The 18,182-nt window shown below is 52.0% G+C and carries 16 protein-coding genes; 5 read left to right on the plus strand and 11 right to left on the minus strand.

What is annotated here, in order from left to right; all coding sequences use genetic code 11:
* Window positions 1–26: 26 nt before the first annotated feature.
* Together HP572_RS08535 and manA are read right to left on the minus strand one after the other, a co-directional pair.
* Window positions 27–1,586 (minus strand): YdgA family protein, encoded by a 1,560-nt coding sequence (locus HP572_RS08535; RefSeq protein WP_240585327.1) that lies wholly within the window; start codon window positions 1,584–1,586, stop codon window positions 27–29.
* Between the two features lie 87 nt (window positions 1,587–1,673).
* Window positions 1,674–2,846, minus strand: a complete 1,173-nt coding sequence (gene manA / locus HP572_RS08540) for a mannose-6-phosphate isomerase (protein WP_240585328.1) — start codon at window positions 2,844–2,846, stop codon at window positions 1,674–1,676.
* A 239-nt stretch (window positions 2,847–3,085) separates the two neighbouring features.
* On the opposite strand from manA, the gene fumC reads away from it, so the two are divergent.
* Window positions 3,086–4,483 (plus strand): class II fumarate hydratase, encoded by a 1,398-nt coding sequence (gene fumC / locus HP572_RS08545; protein WP_095699458.1) that lies wholly within the window; start codon window positions 3,086–3,088, stop codon window positions 4,481–4,483.
* Window positions 4,484–4,546: 63 nt separating this feature from the next.
* On the opposite strand, the gene tus is transcribed toward fumC, so the two are convergent.
* Both tus and HP572_RS08555 read right to left on the minus strand, forming a co-directional pair.
* Window positions 4,547–5,482, minus strand: coding sequence for a DNA replication terminus site-binding protein (tus, locus tag HP572_RS08550; RefSeq protein WP_240585329.1), 936 nt, complete (start codon window positions 5,480–5,482; stop codon window positions 4,547–4,549).
* 167 nt (window positions 5,483–5,649) lie between these two features.
* On the minus strand, window positions 5,650–6,918 hold the full coding sequence (locus tag HP572_RS08555; protein WP_240585330.1) for an MFS transporter: 1,269 nt from the start codon (window positions 6,916–6,918) through the stop codon (window positions 5,650–5,652).
* A 114-nt stretch (window positions 6,919–7,032) separates the two neighbouring features.
* Between HP572_RS08555 and HP572_RS08560 the strand changes: the two genes are divergently transcribed.
* The 4 genes from HP572_RS08560 to HP572_RS08575 all read left to right on the plus strand — a co-directional run bounded on the left by HP572_RS08560 (window position 7,033) and on the right by HP572_RS08575 (window position 11,717).
* On the plus strand, window positions 7,033–7,929 hold the full coding sequence (locus HP572_RS08560) for a LysR family transcriptional regulator (RefSeq protein ID WP_240585331.1): 897 nt from the start codon (window positions 7,033–7,035) through the stop codon (window positions 7,927–7,929).
* Between the two features lie 181 nt (window positions 7,930–8,110).
* On the plus strand, window positions 8,111–9,328 hold the full coding sequence (locus HP572_RS08565; RefSeq protein WP_240585332.1) for an ROK family transcriptional regulator: 1,218 nt from the start codon (window positions 8,111–8,113) through the stop codon (window positions 9,326–9,328).
* Window positions 9,329–9,461: 133 nt separating this feature from the next.
* Window positions 9,462–10,127: a dethiobiotin synthase gene (bioD, locus tag HP572_RS08570; RefSeq protein WP_174865615.1), complete on the plus strand. Its 666-nt coding sequence runs from the start codon at window positions 9,462–9,464 to the stop codon at window positions 10,125–10,127.
* 102 nt (window positions 10,128–10,229) lie between these two features.
* On the plus strand, window positions 10,230–11,717 hold the full coding sequence (locus HP572_RS08575; protein WP_240585333.1) for an MDR family MFS transporter: 1,488 nt from the start codon (window positions 10,230–10,232) through the stop codon (window positions 11,715–11,717).
* A gap of 48 nt (window positions 11,718–11,765) precedes the next feature.
* Here HP572_RS08575 and HP572_RS08580 read toward each other — a convergent pair whose 3' ends face one another.
* The 7 genes from HP572_RS08580 to HP572_RS08610 form a co-directional block, all read right to left on the minus strand.
* Window positions 11,766–12,065: a DUF1161 domain-containing protein gene (locus tag HP572_RS08580; RefSeq protein WP_240585334.1), complete on the minus strand. Its 300-nt coding sequence runs from the start codon at window positions 12,063–12,065 to the stop codon at window positions 11,766–11,768.
* A gap of 104 nt (window positions 12,066–12,169) precedes the next feature.
* A complete protein-coding gene (locus HP572_RS08585) occupies window positions 12,170–12,787 on the minus strand; it encodes a hypothetical protein (protein WP_240585335.1) in 618 nt (205 codons plus the stop codon).
* Window positions 12,788–12,951: 164 nt separating this feature from the next.
* On the minus strand, window positions 12,952–13,302 hold the full coding sequence (locus HP572_RS08590) for a DUF1283 family protein (RefSeq protein ID WP_174865612.1): 351 nt from the start codon (window positions 13,300–13,302) through the stop codon (window positions 12,952–12,954).
* A 270-nt stretch (window positions 13,303–13,572) separates the two neighbouring features.
* Complete coding sequence (gene ydfG, locus HP572_RS08595) at window positions 13,573–14,322, minus strand: bifunctional NADP-dependent 3-hydroxy acid dehydrogenase/3-hydroxypropionate dehydrogenase YdfG (protein ID WP_014915384.1); 750 nt, start codon at window positions 14,320–14,322, stop codon at window positions 13,573–13,575.
* Window positions 14,323–14,529: 207 nt separating this feature from the next.
* Window positions 14,530–15,714 carry a histidinol-phosphate transaminase gene (locus HP572_RS08600; RefSeq protein ID WP_240585336.1) on the minus strand — a complete coding sequence of 395 codons (1,185 nt, stop codon included), beginning with the start codon at window positions 15,712–15,714 and terminating at the stop codon, window positions 14,530–14,532.
* Between the two features lie 309 nt (window positions 15,715–16,023).
* Entirely contained in the window at window positions 16,024–17,241 is a 1,218-nt protein-coding gene (locus HP572_RS08605) for a glycosyl transferase (RefSeq protein ID WP_240585337.1), read from the minus strand.
* 30 nt (window positions 17,242–17,271) lie between these two features.
* Window positions 17,272–18,096 (minus strand): mannosyl-3-phosphoglycerate phosphatase-related protein, encoded by an 825-nt coding sequence (locus HP572_RS08610; protein ID WP_240585338.1) that lies wholly within the window; start codon window positions 18,094–18,096, stop codon window positions 17,272–17,274.
* Window positions 18,097–18,182: the final 86 nt, after the last annotated feature.

Genomic DNA, 18,182 nt, shown 5'->3' on the forward strand with positions numbered 1-18,182 from the left:
GTGTTTTAGGGCGTAATGCTACCGAATTATTGTGCCGGTGGAACGATCGGCTCTTGCGGTGCGCCAGGCAGAGACTCTTCACCTTGTTCCGTTGGAACGGAGAAATACGGTGCGATGAAATCAGCCAGCGCTATTTTGTTGCCGTTGAAATCAATTTGACCATCGGCATAGTGCAGTGAACTGGTAATGGCGTTGTCTTTTGTGACGCTCAGTTGGTTACCTTCACCAATCTGGGCCATCGCTTCAACCTGTTGCTTCGCCATATCCGCAAGCTGTTTTTGCTCTTCCGCAGTGGTCGTTTTTGGCCCGCTCTGTACCATCAATTCCGCTAGCATATCCAGCGGCAGATTGAGTTTGGCATCGAGTTTTTTGACCGACTGACGAATGATTTTTTCTTCATCTGACTGGGTTGCATCGTTCGCTTTATCCGTGCTCTGCAACGGATCGGTTAAATCCAGCGCCAGCGTGAACGTGCCTTCACCCTTGCTGTTTTTCCAGCTGATCGGGGAGATGGCAATGCTCGGGTTGCCTTTCAGCAGCTGTGGCAGATATTGCAGAACCGACATGGCAACGTCGTGCTGGTAAGTGTCAGGATTGATAGCGGTCGGATCCTGCAACATTTTCTGCACTTTTTCCTGATAGGCGGTGAGGAACTGTTTGGTGCCCGCACCGTCAAGCTGCGAAATGGACATGCTGACGTTACCAGAACCCAGATTGCGGTCGCCGATGATTAACGATCCCAGCGTTACGGCCAGTTTGCCAGCCAGATTCTTATCATCTTCCGTGGCGCTGCTTTGCAGAGAGAAGTCGTTCAAGGTAACAGCATCGCCACCTTCTACGATAAACGTCATCGCTTTAAAGGACAGGTTACCGTCGCCTAAATCAAGGTCGAATTTGCCTTTTTGATTGGTTCCCTTGATCGAGAAATCGGTGAGATCGACGTTCTCTGTTTGGCCCCAGGCATTTTTCCTTTCCATCTTCACGCTGCTGATGGTGGTATCCAGCTTGCTGCTGCGCAAGTCGTGCCCAATATCTACCACGGCTTCCGCGCCGCTGAAGGAGAATTTCTGTTCTGGCGTCTGATGGTCGATAGGGGCCAGCGTAACGAGTGACTGCGTATCACCGCTATAAGCGACGCGAGTTTCGGCCGTAAAGAACGGCTTATCTTTCGTCAGCTCAAACCAGGCTTTGACGGCCGGCGTGTTGGCTAACTCGGTATGGACAGACGCCATCGCCGGAGCGAGGTTGAATTTCTTGAGTTGTGCTAGCGGAAACGGCCCGTGAGACACGGTTTCGTTGAAGACGAGTTCTTCACCTGGCGCAAGGATCTTCGCGCCTTCTGCTGTGCCTATCGAGCCATCTGCTTGCAGCACATAGGATAGGGTGCTGCTGAATACGCCGCCCTTATAGTCGCGATAGACGACTTTCAGGCCCGCGTTCGGGTAGGCTTCCTTGAGCTTGGTATTCAGCGTATCGGTAAAACCATCAATTTGCTGAGCCATCTGCTTGCCGGTGTACCAGGATGCGCCGGTCCAGATGGCACCCAGAGCAACAATAACGCCTACGGCGACTAACGACTTCTTCATTTTTATTCATCCTTTAGTAAAAAAATGCGCGTTTTCAACGCGAAACGCTGGCAACTTCCCACAGGTAACCGCAGCGTATGGAACAAGTTATCGGTTAAATACGCGAGCGAGACGCCCCTGTCCCTCAACCGTTATCGGTGACTCACTGGCGGAAATGAAGCAGGACTCTCCCGGACGTAGCGAGAGCCGCTGCTCATTTTTTTGCAGGACGGCATGGCCGTCAATACAAAATACAATGGCGGCACTATTCTGGCTGAGCGTCTGCGGGCTCTGGCTCAGTTCGTGCAGCGAAAAAGCGAAATCTTCAACAGGAATCGGGAAACTGAGTTCATTACCCTGACGGTGTGGCGTCGTCAGCAGCTGGTTTGCGGGTTTGGCTTCGAACACGACATTATCCAGCAGCTCTGGAATATCAATGTATTTCGGCGTTAGCCCAGCACGCAGCACGTTGTCTGAGTTCGCCATGACTTCTAATGCCACACCTTTCAGATAAGCATGTGGCGTTTGCGCAAACAGGAACATGGCTTCGCCGGGTTGCAGCGTAATGACGTTCAGCAGCAGCGGGGAGAACAATCCGCTGTCGTCGGAATAGTATTGGGTGATCGCACGGATGGTCGCCCAGGGCTCGTCATTTTGACTATTTAGCGCGGCCTTCAATACGCCGAGCGCGCGCGATTTTTGCTCACCTTCCATGCTCAGCAGGTTGGTGAACAGCATGGCGAGATTCTTTGCATCGGACTGTTGTAAAAACGCGGTGATGGACGGATGTGCGCTGGCGACGGGCTCCAGCAACTGTACAATTTCAGATAATTCTCGGAACCCATTCATAGCCTGAAAGGGCGTTAATGCGTAGACCAATTCCGGTTTGTGATTGGCATCTTTGTAGTTTCTTTCTGCTGCATCGAGCGGGATGCCCGCGGCATTTTCTTTCGCAAAGCCTTGTTCTGCCGACGATTTACTGGGGTGAACCTGAATGGAAAGTGGCTGTTCCGCGCACAATACCTTAAACAAAAAGGGCAATTCGCCAAAACGTTGCGCGATCGTTGCGCCAAGATGGGCGGTCGCGTCTTCGGCAATCACGTCTCGCAGGCTGCGGGTGTTGCCTTTTTCATCAATAATCGCCGAACTGCTTTTAGGATGGGCACCCATCCAAAGTTCCGCCATCGGTAAATCATTAGGGTTATCAATGCCATATAGCTCAGTTAAGGCGTGTTTGCTGCCCCAGGCGTAGTGCTGGACGCAATTGAGCATTTTTTGCATGTCGGCTCCCTGCTATTACATTAATTGTTAATTTCTGTGATGCTGGCTGTTAATTACTTGAGTGATTATGAATACACTGCATCTTCTTCGCTTCATGGTAATGTTTTATGTAGCGCGATGCCAGACAGTGTTAGTCGACCAATAAGCGTGATAAGGCCAGTGAGTGTTATCAGAATAGGCCCAGCGATGTGATTCGATGTCTTCTACTATTTGAATGTGTGTTTTAAGGAGGAAAGGTAATGAGCACGACGCGTAGTGAAAAAGACTCAATGGGACCGATTGATGTTCCTGCTGAACGGTTATGGGGTGCACAGACACAGCGATCGCTGGAACACTTCCGTATTTCTGAAGAGAAAATGCCCCGCGCGTTGATTTATGCGCTGGCGCAAACCAAGCGAGCGGCGGCCCGCGTCAACATGGATCTCACGCTTCTGCCTGCCGATCGGGGAAATGCGATTATTCAGGCGGCGGATGAAGTGTTGGCTGGTCAGCATGCTGGGGAATTCCCGTTAGCGATCTGGCAGACGGGGTCTGGCACGCAAAGCAATATGAATATGAACGAGGTGTTGGCTAACCGCGCCAGCGAACTGCTGGGGGGAGAGCGGGGCAACAATCGTCTGGTTCATCCCAATGACGATGTCAATAAAAGTCAGAGTTCCAACGACGTCTTCCCGACGGCGATGCATGTCGCCGCTGTCGTCGCGATCAACGAACACCTGATTCCTGAATTGAAGGCGCTACACGCCACGCTGGCGTCGAAGGCTGAGCAGTTTAAGGATATCGTCAAGATTGGCCGTACGCATTTACAGGATGCCACGCCGCTGACGCTGGGGCAGGAAATCTCCGGCTGGGCCGCGATGTTGCAGCATAACCTGAAGCATATCGAAAACAGCGTGCCACACATTTGCGAGCTGGCGCTGGGCGGTACTGCGGTCGGTACGGGATTAAACACGCATCCCGAATATGCGGTGCGCGTGGCGGCCGAGCTGGCGAAATTGACCGGTCAGCCGTTTGTGACTTCGCCGAATAAATTCGAAGCGCTGGGGACCTGTGATGCGTTAGTTCACGGGCACGGTGCCTTGAAAGGGCTGGCCGCATCGTTAATGAAAATTGCTAACGATGTACGCTGGTTGGCGTCTGGCCCGCGCTGTGGTATCGGCGAACTGAGCATTCCTGAAAACGAGCCGGGTAGCTCCATCATGCCAGGCAAGGTCAATCCGACCCAGTGCGAAGCGCTGACGATGCTGTGTTGTCAGGTAATGGGCAACGATGTCGCGGTGAATATCGGCGGCGCGTCTGGTAACTTTGAGCTGAACGTATATCGCCCGATGGTGATTCATAACTTCCTGCAATCGATTCGCCTGCTGGCTGATGGCATGAAGAGCTTCGATGAGCACTGTGCGGTAGGTATCGAACCGAATCGCGATCGCATCAATCAGTTGCTGAACGAATCGCTGATGCTGGTGACGGCACTGAATACGCATATTGGCTATGACAAAGCGGCAGAAATTGCTAAAAAAGCGCACAAAGAAGGGCTGACGCTGAAGGCCGCAGCGCTCAAACTGAACTACCTAACCGAAGCACAGTTTGATGAGTGGGTTCGACCGGAAGAGATGGTCGGTAGCCTGAAAAAGTAATGGCGCGATAGTCAGCGTTTTATCCTGTAGCCTGCGGGTAAACACCGGCAGGCTTTTTCTTTTTCATTCAGGTGCATCGGTATACAGATGTAAACGCGGAATGAGCAGGCGAAGTTCGGCTGCTTTCGGCTTGTGTTTATGCTTGATGTTGTTGGCGTCATAAGGATTGAGTTCGCCAATAATAGGGATGTCGCCGCCGGATTCCTGCTGACAAAGCACGAGCAGGGGAGACGGGCATGGATGCTGAACCTGTTTCTGCTGTTCGGGATACCACACGCGGGCGATAGGCTGTACTTTGACCGGGCGTTTGATCTTCAAAACGGCGTCTTCCGGCAGCGACAATACCGCGTCAATCTCTTGCTCGACATGCTCAATCCACTGCGCTTTGGTATACGGTGCTGCGTTTTTTGCCGCATTCAGGCTCTTGGTTAGTTTCTCCAGTAATTCCACACGCGTCATATTTTTAATGATGTGCTTATTCGCCCAGCCAAAACGGACTGACGCGGGGTTCGTTATGAGCGTCAGCGAACGGTAAGCGCTCAGCGTGATCAATCCTTTCAAATGCGTGTGGACGAACTCAAAGCGCTGTTCCGGTTCCAGCCCCGATTCGACGGTAATAATCTGTTCCAGCTCTTTTTTCAGCGCGTTAATTTCCGCGATGAGCAACTGTGCCTGTTGATACTGCGCGGCGTTGACGGAAAAACAGAGTGCGCCCGGTAAGCGTATCGCGCTTTTACTACTGAGTGTTTCGGGGTAGTGGTGAATGAACAGACGCTGAAAGTGCGCTAACCCTTTATCGCGCGCCTCCTGCCCAACGTACTGCGTGACGGCGATATGTTCGATAGGGTCGTGCTCCGTTCCTTTTTCCACATGCGGAAGGGAATAGACGCGCCCGGCCAGCAGTCGATACTCGGCAAACTGTTGCTGCATCAGCGCAAGTTTCTGCTCTAACGTCCGGAAACAGTGGTTCATGCGATCGATTAGCGTATAGCGGTTCATAGTAAAAGCCACTTTAGTTACAACATACTTATCTTTATACTGATAAATGGACACTTCAGCAATCGTGATCGTCATTATTTCAAGCAGGTTTGACGGGGACATTGAGGGTGTAAGCGGAAACAACGCGGAGTTTACCTGATTCAGGCAAACTCCGGTAAGAAAGGAGTTTAAAGGCGATGCTTGAGTATCAGGCTAACGACCAGCGCGAGAAGTAACAGGGCGCTCAGGAACACGGTGATCCCCATCCAGCCGAATGAATGCCAGAAGAATCCCCCCAGCGTGCCGGCCAGACTGGAGCCCAGATAGTAAGAAAAGAGATACATTGATGACGCCTGACCTTTCGCGCGCCGCGCCCGCTGGCCAATCCAACTGCTGGCTACCGAGTGGGCGGCGAAGAAACCGGCGGTAAAGAGCATCATCCCGCCAAAGATCGCGAAGAGTGGGCTCAGTGCCGTCATTCCCAGTCCCGCTAGCATCAGGAGGATTGCGACGCTTAGCACCGGAGCGCGTCCGTAGCGGGCCGTTAATGCGCCGGCTTTCGGCGAGCTGTAGCTTCCGGTGAGATAAACGACGGAAAGTAAGCCGACCACCGCCTGACTGAGTAAATAAGGTGGTGCCAGCAACCGATACCCAATGTAGTTAAACAGGGTAACGAACGCGCCCATCAGCAAAAATCCCTGAAGGAACAGCAGCGGCAAGCCCGCGTCGCGCCAGTGCAGTTTGCTATTCAGCAGCAGCGTTTTTGGGCGCAGCGAACCGGGTCGGAAATGGCGTGATTCCGGCAGGATACGCCAGAACGTAATCGCGGCAATGAGCGCCAGTACGCCGATTGTACCGATGGCGACTCGCCACGGGAAATAGTCGGTTAAGACCCCGCTGACCAGACGTCCGCTCATGCCGCCGATTGAGTTACCGCTGATATATAACCCCATCGAAAACGCCAGCACGCTGGGGTGAATTTCTTCACTCAGGTAGCTCATGGCGACGGCCGCAACACCGCTTAGAGACAGGCCCATCATCGCCCGCATGATCAATACGCCGTTCCAACTGGTCATAAAAGCGCAAATCACGGTACAGATCGCAGCCAGCATCAAGGACACGACCATCACATTCTTACGACCGATGGTGTCGGAGAGCGGTCCGGTAAACAGCAGCCCAAACGCCAGCATCACCGTCGAGACGGAAAGCGACAGGCTACTGGTCGCTGGCGAAATACCGAAATCCTGAGATAGCACCGGCAGCAGCGGCTGAACACAATACAGCAGGGCAAACGTTGCTAACCCGGCAGAAAACAGCGCCAGCGTGACGCGCATAAATTGTGGCGTACCACGCGTAATATAAGGCGTTTTACCAGAATGTTTCGGGGCAATATCATCTGCATCGTCGGCCGTAGAAAGAGGCCAGTCGTTCGGTGCAGAAGATGGCAGGTTACTCACAATAATTCCTTACCGGAAAGGGTAAATCAGGCGTAAAACAACAATGAGAGGATCATAGAAGAGTGATATTATTTTGTATAATATATTAATAATCATGATTGATATGTTTAAAGTATGAATATCGAACTACGTCACCTTCGCTATTTTATTGCGGTCGCGGAAGAGCTGCATTTTGGCCGAGCCGCAGAGCGATTACGCATTTCACAGCCGCCACTGAGCCAACAGATTCAAATTCTGGAAGAGCAGGTGGGGGCAAAGTTGTTGGCGCGCAACAACCGGAATGTCCAACTCACGCCAGCAGGCGAGATGTTCCTGAAAGAGGCCTGGTCGATTATCAGTCAGGTCGATCAGGCGGCGGAACGGGCGTCCCGCATTCAACGTGGCGAGATTGGGGAATTAACGATCGGCTTTACGTCCTCCGCGCCGTTTATCAAAAAGATCTCCAGCAGCCTGCTGCGTTTTCGCCAAACCTACCCGGAAGTGCATATTCAGATGATGGAGCTTAACACCAAACAGCAAATTGAACCGCTGCTGAACGGTAAGCTCGATATCGGCATTATGCGCAATAACCCGTTGCCGGACGCGCTGGATCATCAGTTGCTGCTGCGTGAACCGCTGATTGCTGTCGTGCAGGAATCCCATCCGTTAGCGCAGCAGGACACTGGGCGGGCCATCAACATCACACAGCTGGCAAATGAGCCGTTCGTTTTCTTCTCGCGTGCGGTCGGAACGGCGCTGTATGACGACACGCTGACGCTGCTGAAACGCTATGGCATCAGCCCCTACATTACGCAGGAAGTGGGCGAGGCGATGACCATTGTTGGGCTGGTATCCGCGGGATTGGGTGTGTCTATCTTGCCTGCGTCGTTTTTGCGTATTCGGGTCGATGGCGTGAAATATTTGCTGCTGGAAGAAGAGGACGCTACAACTGAAGTCTGGCTGGTGACGGCACGACATCAGCCGCAAAGTGCAGCAGCGAAAGTGCTGATGTCGCTGATGCTGGGCGGATAATCGTTAAAATATGCGCGCTAAATCACATAACGAATCAAATATTTGACGAGTTTAGTGAAAAGCCCCACCATACCCGCAGTTTTTTTATTTTGCAGCGTGAAAAATAGTCATGCCGTAATAATAAAGATAAATTTTTCAACAGCAGTGCCAGCAATAATGCGAATCAGTAGGAGCCAGGTTTGTGATAACCGACGGTCAACCAGGACACATCGATCAAATCAAACAAATGAATGCCGGTGCAGTGTATCGGTTGATCGATAAGTACGGCCCGATATCACGTATCGAACTGTCCAAACGTGCTCAGCTCGCGCCCGCCAGTATTACCAAAATCGTCCGCGAACTGCTGGAAGCCCATCTGGTACAGGAAACTGAATATCAGGATGTGGGCAGCAGAGGGCGTCCCGCTATCGGCCTGATTCTCGATACCGAGGCCTGGCACTATCTTTCCGCACGCATTAGCCACAATACTCTGTTATTGGCGCTGCGCGATCTCAGCAGCAAGCTGGTTGTGGAAGAGGAAATCCCGCTTCCCGCGACGTCGTCACAGCCGCTGCTTGAGCGTATTCTGAATGAAATCGACCAGTTTTTTATTCGGCACCAAAAGCGGTTGGAGCGACTAACCGCAATCGCAATTACCGCGCCGGGCATGATTGATGCCAGCAAGGGCATGATTCACCGGATGCCGTTTTATGACGTTGAGGAAATGGCGATTGGCCCCGCGCTGGAGCAGCGCACGGGGTTGCCCGTGTATTTGCAGCACGATATCTGCGCCTGGACGATGGCCGAGGCGCTATACGGCACATCGCGCGATTGCCAAAATGTGATTCAAGTGGTGATCGACCATAACGTCGGCGCGGGCGTGATTACCGGTGGCCGTATCCTGCACGCAGGAAGCCGAAATCTGGTCGAAATCGGGCACACGCAGGTCGATCCTTATGGCAAGCGTTGTTATTGCGGCAATCACGGCTGTCTGGAAACGGTCGCCAGCACGGAAAATATGCTGGAACTGGCGCAGCAACGCATGAATACGTCTATGAGTTCACTCCTGCACGGTTCACCACTCAGCGTTGAGAATCTGTGTGATGCCGCGCTCAAAGGCGATCAGTTAGCCAAAGATATCATTAACGATGTCGGCCATAACGTAGGCCGCATTGTCGCCATCATGGTGAATCTCTTCAATCCCGATAAAATTCTGGTGGGCTCCCCCCTGAATAAAGCGGCCAGCATTTTACATCCCGCCATTTTAGGCTGTATTCAACAGCAATCATTTCCGCCCTATAGCCACAACATTCAGGTGGAGGCGACCCAGTTCTACAATCAGGGCACGATGCCTGGTGCGGCACTGGTAAAAGACGCGCTCTATAACGGATCGCTGCTGGTTAAACTGCTACAGGGATAACCATAAAGGCGTAGAGCAACAAAACATTGCGCTAACGCAAACTGCCTGAATGAGGCATAGCCTAGACTTTCACGCTTGGAAAGCATTTTGGCTGTGCTTGTTTTTTGGTATTCAGGTGGTCTGGAGTTATCCCATGTTGAAACGTATTTTTGTCACTGGTACTGATACCGCCGTTGGCAAAACAGTGGTATCCAAGGCGCTACTGCAAAAAATGGCGCTGGCAGGCAAATCGGTTGCGGGCTACAAACCGATAGCAAAAGGGTGCGAAGAGACGGAAGCGGGCCTGCGTAATAAAGACGCGCTGCTGCTACAAGCGGCTTCGACACTCGAATTGCCCTATAACATGGTTAATCCTATCGCACTGCGGGAAGATGAAATCAGCGCCAGTGAAGGAACCATTGATTACTGCACGATGACGCAAGGCCTGCGCCACATGGGCGAGACGGCGGATATCGTGGTGGTTGAAGGAACAGGCGGATGGCGAACTGTTATGAACGATCTGCGTCCGTACTCCGAATGGGTGGTGCAGGAACAGCTGCCTGTCGTGCTGGTTGTTGGCATCAAACTGGGCTGTATCAGCCATGCGCTGCTGACGGCACAGGCGATCATCAACGATGGTTTACCGCTGGTCGGCTGGGTTGCTAACCGTATTAACCCCGGACTGGCAAATTACGCAGAAATCATTCACGTTCTGCGGAAAAAAATTCCGGCACCACAGCTGGGTGAATTGCCTTACTTGCCACGCGCCGAACAGCGGGATCTCTCGTCTTATATCGATCTTTCTGCTGTCAGCTATTAATTTCTTTTGTCTTCTATTCCCGCTTCTCTGCGGGAATAAATTTTCTCCGTCACGCCACCTGTTATACTCACAGGCAGTTTTTCTTCTTATCCTGAAAATATAATGAAAACAGAGAATAACCTGCAGCAAACACCTGTCCCACATCGCCATTGGATTTTAATTGCCTGTATGTTGGCTATGTTCACGGCTGCGATTGAAGTGACGATTGTCGCCACCGCGCTGCCCACCATCATCGCGGATTTAGGCGGGTTTTCCCTATTGGGCTGGGTCTTTGCGGGTTATTTGCTGACGCAGTCGATCAGTATTCCAATTTATGGCCGATTGGCCGATCTGTATGGACGCAAAAAGATATTCTTCTTCGGCATGATCGTGTTCCTGCTGGGGTCGATTCTGTGCGGATTCTCAACGCAGATGGGTTGGCTGATCGTCTTCCGCACCTTACAAGGGCTGGGCGCGGGCGCGATTACGCCGATTGCCTTCACCATTGTTGCCGATGTGTACAGCTCGACCGAGCGCCCGAAAATACAGGGCTATCTGTCCAGCGTGTGGGGCTTTTCCGCGATTATCGGCCCGCTGCTGGGGGCGTTTATCGTGCAACATTTCAACTGGGCGCTGGTCTTCTGGGTCAACGTGCCGATTGGGCTGTTCTCCATCTTCCTGCTGGCTCGTTATCTGCCGACGATGAATGCCGTGCGCCAGCATCAGTTGGACTGGATGGGGGCGTTCTATCTGATTGTGTCCGTCGCCAGTTTGCTGATGGCGCTGCTACAGGCTGAGGTGTTCGGTTACTGGGTGATCCCGCTGCTTGCGATCTCCGCCGTGGGCAGCATTCTGTTAGTTCGACAGGAAAAACGCACGCCGGAGCCGCTGTTTCCGCTGGCGCTGTGGCGCAATCGGGTCATTATCGCCGGTAATCTCGGCGGATTGGTCGTCGGTGCCGCCATGATGGGCGTGAGCGCCTTTTTGCCGACGTTTATTCAGGGCGTAATGGGTAAAACGCCGCTGGAAGCGGGCAGTATACTGGCGATGATGTCGATTGGTTGGCCGTTGGCCAGCACGCTGAGCGGGCGCTTAATGCTGTGGACGTCTTATCGCTTTACAGCAATGCTCGGCGGTATTGTACTGATTATCGGCAGTCTGACGCTGCTAACCGTTCAGCCGGACAGCAACCTTATGTGGGCGCGGCTCGCGGCATTTCTGATCGGTTCGGGAATGGGGCTAAGCAGCACAACGTTTCTGGTATCGATACAAAACTCGGTGGACTATTCCATCCGCGGCATTGCAACGGCTTCCGCCATGTTTACCCGCATGCTGGGTTCCGCGCTGGGAACGGCAATCCTTGGTGCGACGCTGAACATCAGTCTGCACTGGCGATTGCCGGACGTGAGCGATCCACTCCAAACGCTAATGGATCCAGCCAAGCGTATCCTGCTGAGCGTCAACCAGCTCGATACGCTGGCATCGCAAGTCGCCTCGTCTATCCACGGCGTATTTATCGTTTCTGCACTGATCGCGGCTATCACGCTGTTTTCCGCCAGAATGATCCCGGCAAGCCAGCGACCGGGGCAGGCTGAAACCCGACAAAAATAAGACAAAAGAAAAGGCGCGAAAGCGCCTTTTGAACATCCAGAGGAAGGGTTACGGTGTGGTCGTCGGCTGACCTTCTGCTGGCGCTGGCGCACTTTCCGTATTGGCGTCGCCCTCAGCATGGCGGGTGTAAACAATTTTGTATGAATCACTCTCGCAGTGACCAACCACCTGACCACTGGCCTGATTCACCTGATCGTTCGGGACGATATCCAGCGTAAAACCGGATTCTGGTACACCATTGGCGATGATTTTCTGGGCAATATCCGTTTTCACGCTCTCGCAAGATGCCAGTGCAGCCAGCGGAGTAACCAGGAATAACGCGGCACCAAAAATGACGGTTTTTTTCATCTTTCGATCCTTTTCTCTGAAAAAAGTCCCTTTGAGTATATCAAACGATGACGATAACGCGAAAAAGCCGCGAAATCAGGCCACCAGTGATGGCCCGGAGAAGGTTAAACACAGGGCCCGGTCGCACAGCCATACATCATAAATAGCGGGAAAAGGGCAACGGCTGGAATCATGAGGGGCGCAAGCAGCACCTCTTTGCCAGAGTTATCACTGCTGTTGATCACTACCGGAATGGGCTGTGGCAGGCGACCGTTTGTTGTCGGGCTGATCAATGAGCCGTCTTTCTCACTGAATGTGCCGTTCGCACTAAAGGTGACTTCACCTTTTCCCATTGTCGTAGGAATTTGCGCCGCGTAGAGTTCGCGTAAATCCACTTCCTGCTTTTGGGTCAATCGGCGAGTATCAATCACGTTTTTATATCTCGCGTAGACCTGGCCATTACGGAGAGAAAAATCGACCCTCACGCCAGTGATGATGTCTTTGTAATCACGATAAAACGCGTAATAGTCCTGATACTCTTTTTGAGCGCGGGCGTCAGAGAATTTATAAACGTAAGTAGCAGACTCAGCGATAAGCATCCCATTGTCATTGGTGATATTCGTGATGTTATCCGTCTTCGGATAGGTGCTTGCACACGAACTGACCAATAGACACATGATAAACACACCCCACAGTTTAATGTGAAAAGGGCGTGAAAGTAACTGCACGAGATCCATATTCATCCTGATGCACTCCATTTTGGATAACAATGCGTGTTGGTACGATACAGCGATAATCGTTGAGTTTAACGGTGATGTCCCCTCGGGTGCAGGCTAATTTGCTGCACTATTTTGCTGCAATATGAAGAGAAAAGGGGAAACCCACGCCAGAAGGCGTGGGTGAAAAATCAGGGGGTAACGGGGCGGCCACTGCGGCGGTCGAGACAGCGTTCTGTCGTGTTTTCCCAGTAAGCATTGACGTTATAGCTGGCGTTGCATTTTTCACGCCCATCAATCGCTTTTTCCGTTTTATCGAATTCTTTCTCAACGCGGTTGTTCACTTTATTACGCAGTGAGCGAGTTGAGTCCCATTGCTCTTTGCTTTGACGCGCGGCTTCTTTCGACAGCGCGCTGTCGCCGGAATCAACAATGATGTGGCGTGTCTCTGCCAGTGCGGCAGGCTGCCAGGCAGCGGAAACGATAACCAGAGAAAGCGGGATGAAGGCCCGAATCAAAGAAGAGAAAGAGTAGTGGTTCATGTTTCACCTTGACAGAACGAATGATAAAAACAAACGCCGGTGCAGCAGAACGATAAAGCGCACGGCAAGCGATAGACAACAAAAGGCGATCGCCGTTCCCTGTAACCCCCGAGCTTTGTGCAAAAAGGAAGGTTACCTATAACGAGAAGTATACATCCTTCGCTTCAACGGCACTATAACCGTGCAGCATCTGGTAAAAGCGGTTTGTGAACCAATAGAAAAGGGCATGAAACTGCGTTCATGCCCTTAATTCTTGTGTTTCAGTAATGATTAACCTTCGCGGTGTACGCTTAACCCAGCAAAAGACTGGCTGACCGGCATCATTTCCAACGTATTGATATTGACGTGTGCTGGCAGAGTCGCTACCCAGAAAACGGCTTCAGACACATCTTCGGCGGTCAGCGGCGTCGTGTTGTCATAGGTTTTACTGACTTTGTCGTCGTTACCCTTGAAGCGCACGGCCGAGAACTCCGTTCCACCGACCAAGCCCGGTTCGATATTCGTTACGCGGATTCGGGTGCCAGACAGATCGGCACGCAAGCCCAGGCTAAACTGCTGCACGAACGCTTTGCTGGCTCCGTACACGTTACCGCCCGCATAAGGCCAGTTTCCTGCGGTAGAACCGATATTGATGACATGACCGATATTGCGCTCCACCATGGCGGGCAGCAGCGCGCGCGTCATGAACACCAGTCCTTTGTTGTTGGTATCGATCATGTTTTCCCAATCGTCTACCGAGGCTTTATGCGCAGGCTCCAGACCCAGCGCCAGTCCAGCGTTGTTAACCAGCACATCAATGGTCCGCCATTCGGCTGGCAGGGCAGCAACGGCCTGTTCGATCGCCTGACGGTCGCGCACATCCAGTTTTAACGGATACAGCGCATCACCCAGTTCCGCCTTCAGCGCATCCAGACGTTCCTGACGGCGGCCGGTCGCGATCACTTTATGGCCCGCACTAATGAATTTACGCGTAATTGACTCACCAAACCCAGCCGTTGCACCGGTAACAAAAATAATCATGCTCTTATTTCTCCCTGACCGTTTTCATATTTTGCTTGTGCCTGATATCAATATAAATAATGAAAGGCATACGATCATTTAGCCGCGCAATTCCCCGTGGGTCAAGCGTTACTCCGGTTTCAACGATGCGGTTCAGGAATCATCGCCCCTCAGAACGAGAGGCGAATGTCGGCCACGACGGTGCGACAAGGTTGGTATGGCGGAGGATTAAATCCAGTTCTTGTTGCGGAATTCACGCATAGTATCCGCGACCCACTGCATTTCCTGCGGTGTCCCTAACGAGATACGACACCAGTTATCCGCCGGAGGAAACGCGCGGCCAATCAGCACGCCCGCGTCTGCCATATGCTTTTGGTAATCCTTAAGCGGCACGACCAACTGGTGGAACACAAAATTTCCCTCTGACGGTAAGTAAGGGAGTTTCAGGTCATCCAACGCTTTCAGCAGGATTTGGCGCGACACATCATTACTCTTTTTGCTGTAGGTAATGAATGCCGAATCGTCCATGGAGGCCAATGCGGCATCCACGCCGCTAAAGTTGATTTTTTCGCCTGCGACATACCTTCCCATCAACGCAATAACGTTGGGATGGGCGACGGCATACCCAACGCGCATACCAGCCATGGCGTGTATTTTGGAGAACGTTTTGAGCAAAATAATGTTCTCTGCACCCTGCGTGATCATCGGTGAAATAGAGCGAAAACGTGGGTCATTGACGAACTCGGCATAAGCCTCATCGACGATAAACATCGTATTGGCTGGCTTGCTGGCAATCCACGGTTCGATTAAATCCGCTGGCGTAATCGTGCCCGTTGGGTTATTGGGATTAACCAGATAAACGATGGAAGGGCCGCTGTAGCCTGCCACGGCGGCTTTCAGCCCTTCAAGATCGAATGCCCAGTTGTCGAGCATTTTGACTTTCGTGACACGAATGCCGGCAATTTTCGCAAAGTGTTCGCCGTCGCCGTAGGTTAATTCAGGAATCACCAGCTGTGTATCCAGCGAGGCGTAGGCTTCAATGGCCGCCCGGATGCCTTCGGACGATCCGGCCGTCAGCAAGATGGAAGGGGCCTCGACCTGATGATGCGCCGCCAGCTTATTGCCAAGCAGTAAAATTTCATTTTTTGCATAGCGATTGGCTTTCACGACAGCCTCGCGCGCGGCGGCTTGCGCTTTGGGCGACATGCCCAGTGGGTTCTCATTGAAGTTAATACGGATTGGGTTAGTGGCCGACGGTGCGGTAAATGCAGCGTTCTCAGGTTGAGTCTCGGCAAAAACCCGCGAACTTAACCCTGTGGTTACCGCCGCCGTTCCCAGCAGGGCGCCCGAAAGTTTTAATAATGCTCTGCGTTTTGGGTTTAACACGTCGCTTTCATTGATTAAAAAATTCATCAAAACACTCTCCTTAGTTACATAATGACAGGAGAGCTAAAGCATAAAGCGCGCCAACTTCATTAATCGACTGAACGCTAATGCCTTGTCAAATAGGTGAAATAACATTTTCTTACGACAAGTATGTCCGTCTGGCGGGAAATGCTGCGTTTTCTGATGTATCGATTAAAGGTAAGAAAAATTGGTTTATTCATTGAGTGATTAAATCGAATGATATGAATTACTTATGCAAGGGAGCCATCATGACGCATGCAATGATGCATCATGATGCGTTTGCCCTATGAGATAGCAAGTACATAGCGGAAGGCATCACGTTTCCTGATTGTCGGCTTCGACCGCTGCATACAACCGCTCAAGGATATCGGGAAACGCAGACTGCACGCGGTTCCAGCTTGGCACAAACGGTTTATCACCCAGGACGTCGCTATAGGCATGACCTGCAAAGGTGATGACATCAGAAAATAATTCCACCGCTGACTCCTCTTTATGACGGTCGAAACTCAGGCCGTTCATACGTGCGTCATGCTCGAAAGCATCGATCATATCAAGCGCGGTGCGATAGTAGGTCGCCCGAAGGACGCGGAAAGAATCTGTGGTGATATTCACGCCGAGTATCGCCAGCTTGCGATACAGGGCTTTTGTGATGTCCGCCGCCATGCGCTGCAATCCCGCGTTAGGATCGTCTTCAGACATTGGCTGATGTTTATGGTCGTAGCAATCGGCGATATCTACCTGACAAATGCGGCGGGTTGCGGTGCCGCGATAAATTTCTGACAGCACGCCAATTTCCAGTCCCCAATCGCCGGGAATGCGCAGGTTGTTCAGAATGGTGGTGCGCATCGCAAACTCGCCGGAAAGTGGATAGCGGTAACTGCGCATGTAATCCAGATAGTCGGAATTGCCGTAGACTTTTTGCAGCGATTTCAGTAACGGATAGACCAGCAAACGTCCCACGCGGCCATTCAGTTTTCCCTCTGCAACACGGGCGTAATAGCCTTTGCAGAAGTCGTAATTAAAGTGCGGATTCGCCACGGGATAGAGTAGGCGAGCCAGCATCGCACGGTCATAGGTGACAATGTCACAATCATGTAAGGCAACACAGGCAGAACGACGCGATGCCAGCGTGTAGCCGACACAAAACCAGACATTCCGGCCCTTGCCGGGTTCCTCTGGTGCCAGCGATTTTTCTGCCAGTTCGTCGCTGAGTGCTTTCAGGCGCGGGCCATCGTTCCATAGGATGCGATGTCGGTGCGGTAGGCGAGAGAAGAATTTTCGGGCGTAAAGAAACTGTTCCCGATCGGCGCGATCCAACCCAATCACAATTTCGCCAAGGTAAGAAACCTGAGATAGCTGATCGACAATGTGGCTCAGCGCAGGGCCTTCCAGCTCCGAGTACAGAGAGGGCAGAATCAGCCCCATACTGTTTTGCCCGGAAAATACCTTAAGTTCATACTCTAGCTCTTCCGTGCTTCTCTGAGTGAGATTATGAAAATTGGTAATGATGCCATCTTGATAAAATTCGCTCATCCTATGCTCCCATACCCTATTGCGGCTATGTCATGCCGAGAAATGATCGTTGCCAATAAAATGCGCCAGTCCTTCACTCCAGCCTTGAGGCCCTGAATTCTGCGTGCAATATTGCTTGCCGCTGTACGATTCAGGCAGGTTAACAATTTGATTTCCTTTGCCTTTAATTAATACGGCGTAGTCCACCTCGTATAGCAGGGATATATCGTTCGGACCGTCACCCAGACCAAGCGTTTTGACGTCAGTACCGTACTTCTCGATATACTGTGTTTTTATCCAGTTAACCATAAATCCCTTACTCGTTTGGGCACTCATGGCGTGATAAAAGCGACCACCTTGGGTCAGAGTCAAACCCGCCTCTGTCAATGACTGGCAAAAACGCGGTAGGGCATTTTGCTCGTCCAGCCACAGCAGCGGTTCAGTGGCTTCTCGCTGTTGCGCTCGCTGGGCGTCTTGCACGGTTAATCCCGTCATCTCTGCTATTTCCGTACTGCTCATATCGCCAAAGCCTCTGAAGCAGAAACCGGATGCGCGCAGCGATTCCAACTGGGTGCGGATAACGGAATACCCTGCACCCATCCTCTTCCTTGGATAATTGGGATGTGATTGCCATGTCGGCGGTAGCACGGCAATCGCACCGTTTTCCGCAATATAGGGATACGGTTCCAGCCCGAGCGCTCGCCGTAAGGGCTCAACTTCAGCCGCCGTTTTACTGGTGGTGATAATCAGTGGAATTCCCTCATTCGCCAGCCGTGTCAGCCACGGTTTCGCGGCATCCCACCGGTAAGTCTCATGATCGAGCAACGATCCGTCGAGATCGCTGAAAATAATCAGCTTCTTATTACGCGTTTGCATGGGTTCTCCATGTTTTATCTTGGATAAACAGAGAGTAACGATGGACGATTAACGTTAGTCAGAAAGGGCGCGTGTTTGTCAGTGAG

Source organism: Pectobacterium sp. PL64 (assembly GCF_022477975.1).
Classification (GTDB): Bacteria; Pseudomonadota; Gammaproteobacteria; order Enterobacterales; family Enterobacteriaceae; genus Pectobacterium; species Pectobacterium jejuense.

What these genes read in the sequence shown, in the direction of transcription:
- HP572_RS08585 (WP_240585335.1), bottom strand. Translation starts at nt 12,787, where the DNA reads ATGAATATGGATCTCGTGCAGTTACTTTCACGCCCTTTTCACATTAAA.
- HP572_RS08610 (WP_240585338.1), bottom strand. Translation starts at nt 18,096, where the DNA reads ATGCAAACGCGTAATAAGAAGCTGATTATTTTCAGCGATCTCGACGGA.
- HP572_RS08560 (WP_240585331.1), top strand. Translation starts at nt 7,033, where the DNA reads ATGAATATCGAACTACGTCACCTTCGCTATTTTATTGCGGTCGCGGAA.
- HP572_RS08580 (WP_240585334.1), bottom strand. Translation starts at nt 12,065, where the DNA reads ATGAAAAAAACCGTCATTTTTGGTGCCGCGTTATTCCTGGTTACTCCG.
- HP572_RS08590 (WP_174865612.1), bottom strand. Translation starts at nt 13,302, where the DNA reads ATGAACCACTACTCTTTCTCTTCTTTGATTCGGGCCTTCATCCCGCTT.
- manA (WP_240585328.1), bottom strand. Translation starts at nt 2,846, where the DNA reads ATGCAAAAAATGCTCAATTGCGTCCAGCACTACGCCTGGGGCAGCAAA.
- HP572_RS08600 (WP_240585336.1), bottom strand. Translation starts at nt 15,714, where the DNA reads ATGAATTTTTTAATCAATGAAAGCGACGTGTTAAACCCAAAACGCAGA.
- HP572_RS08575 (WP_240585333.1), top strand. Translation starts at nt 10,230, where the DNA reads ATGAAAACAGAGAATAACCTGCAGCAAACACCTGTCCCACATCGCCAT.
- HP572_RS08605 (WP_240585337.1), bottom strand. Translation starts at nt 17,241, where the DNA reads ATGAGCGAATTTTATCAAGATGGCATCATTACCAATTTTCATAATCTC.
- tus (WP_240585329.1), bottom strand. Translation starts at nt 5,482, where the DNA reads ATGAACCGCTATACGCTAATCGATCGCATGAACCACTGTTTCCGGACG.
- bioD (WP_174865615.1), top strand. Translation starts at nt 9,462, where the DNA reads ATGTTGAAACGTATTTTTGTCACTGGTACTGATACCGCCGTTGGCAAA.
- HP572_RS08535 (WP_240585327.1), bottom strand. Translation starts at nt 1,586, where the DNA reads ATGAAGAAGTCGTTAGTCGCCGTAGGCGTTATTGTTGCTCTGGGTGCC.
- ydfG (WP_014915384.1), bottom strand. Translation starts at nt 14,322, where the DNA reads ATGATTATTTTTGTTACCGGTGCAACGGCTGGGTTTGGTGAGTCAATT.
- fumC (WP_095699458.1), top strand. Translation starts at nt 3,086, where the DNA reads ATGAGCACGACGCGTAGTGAAAAAGACTCAATGGGACCGATTGATGTT.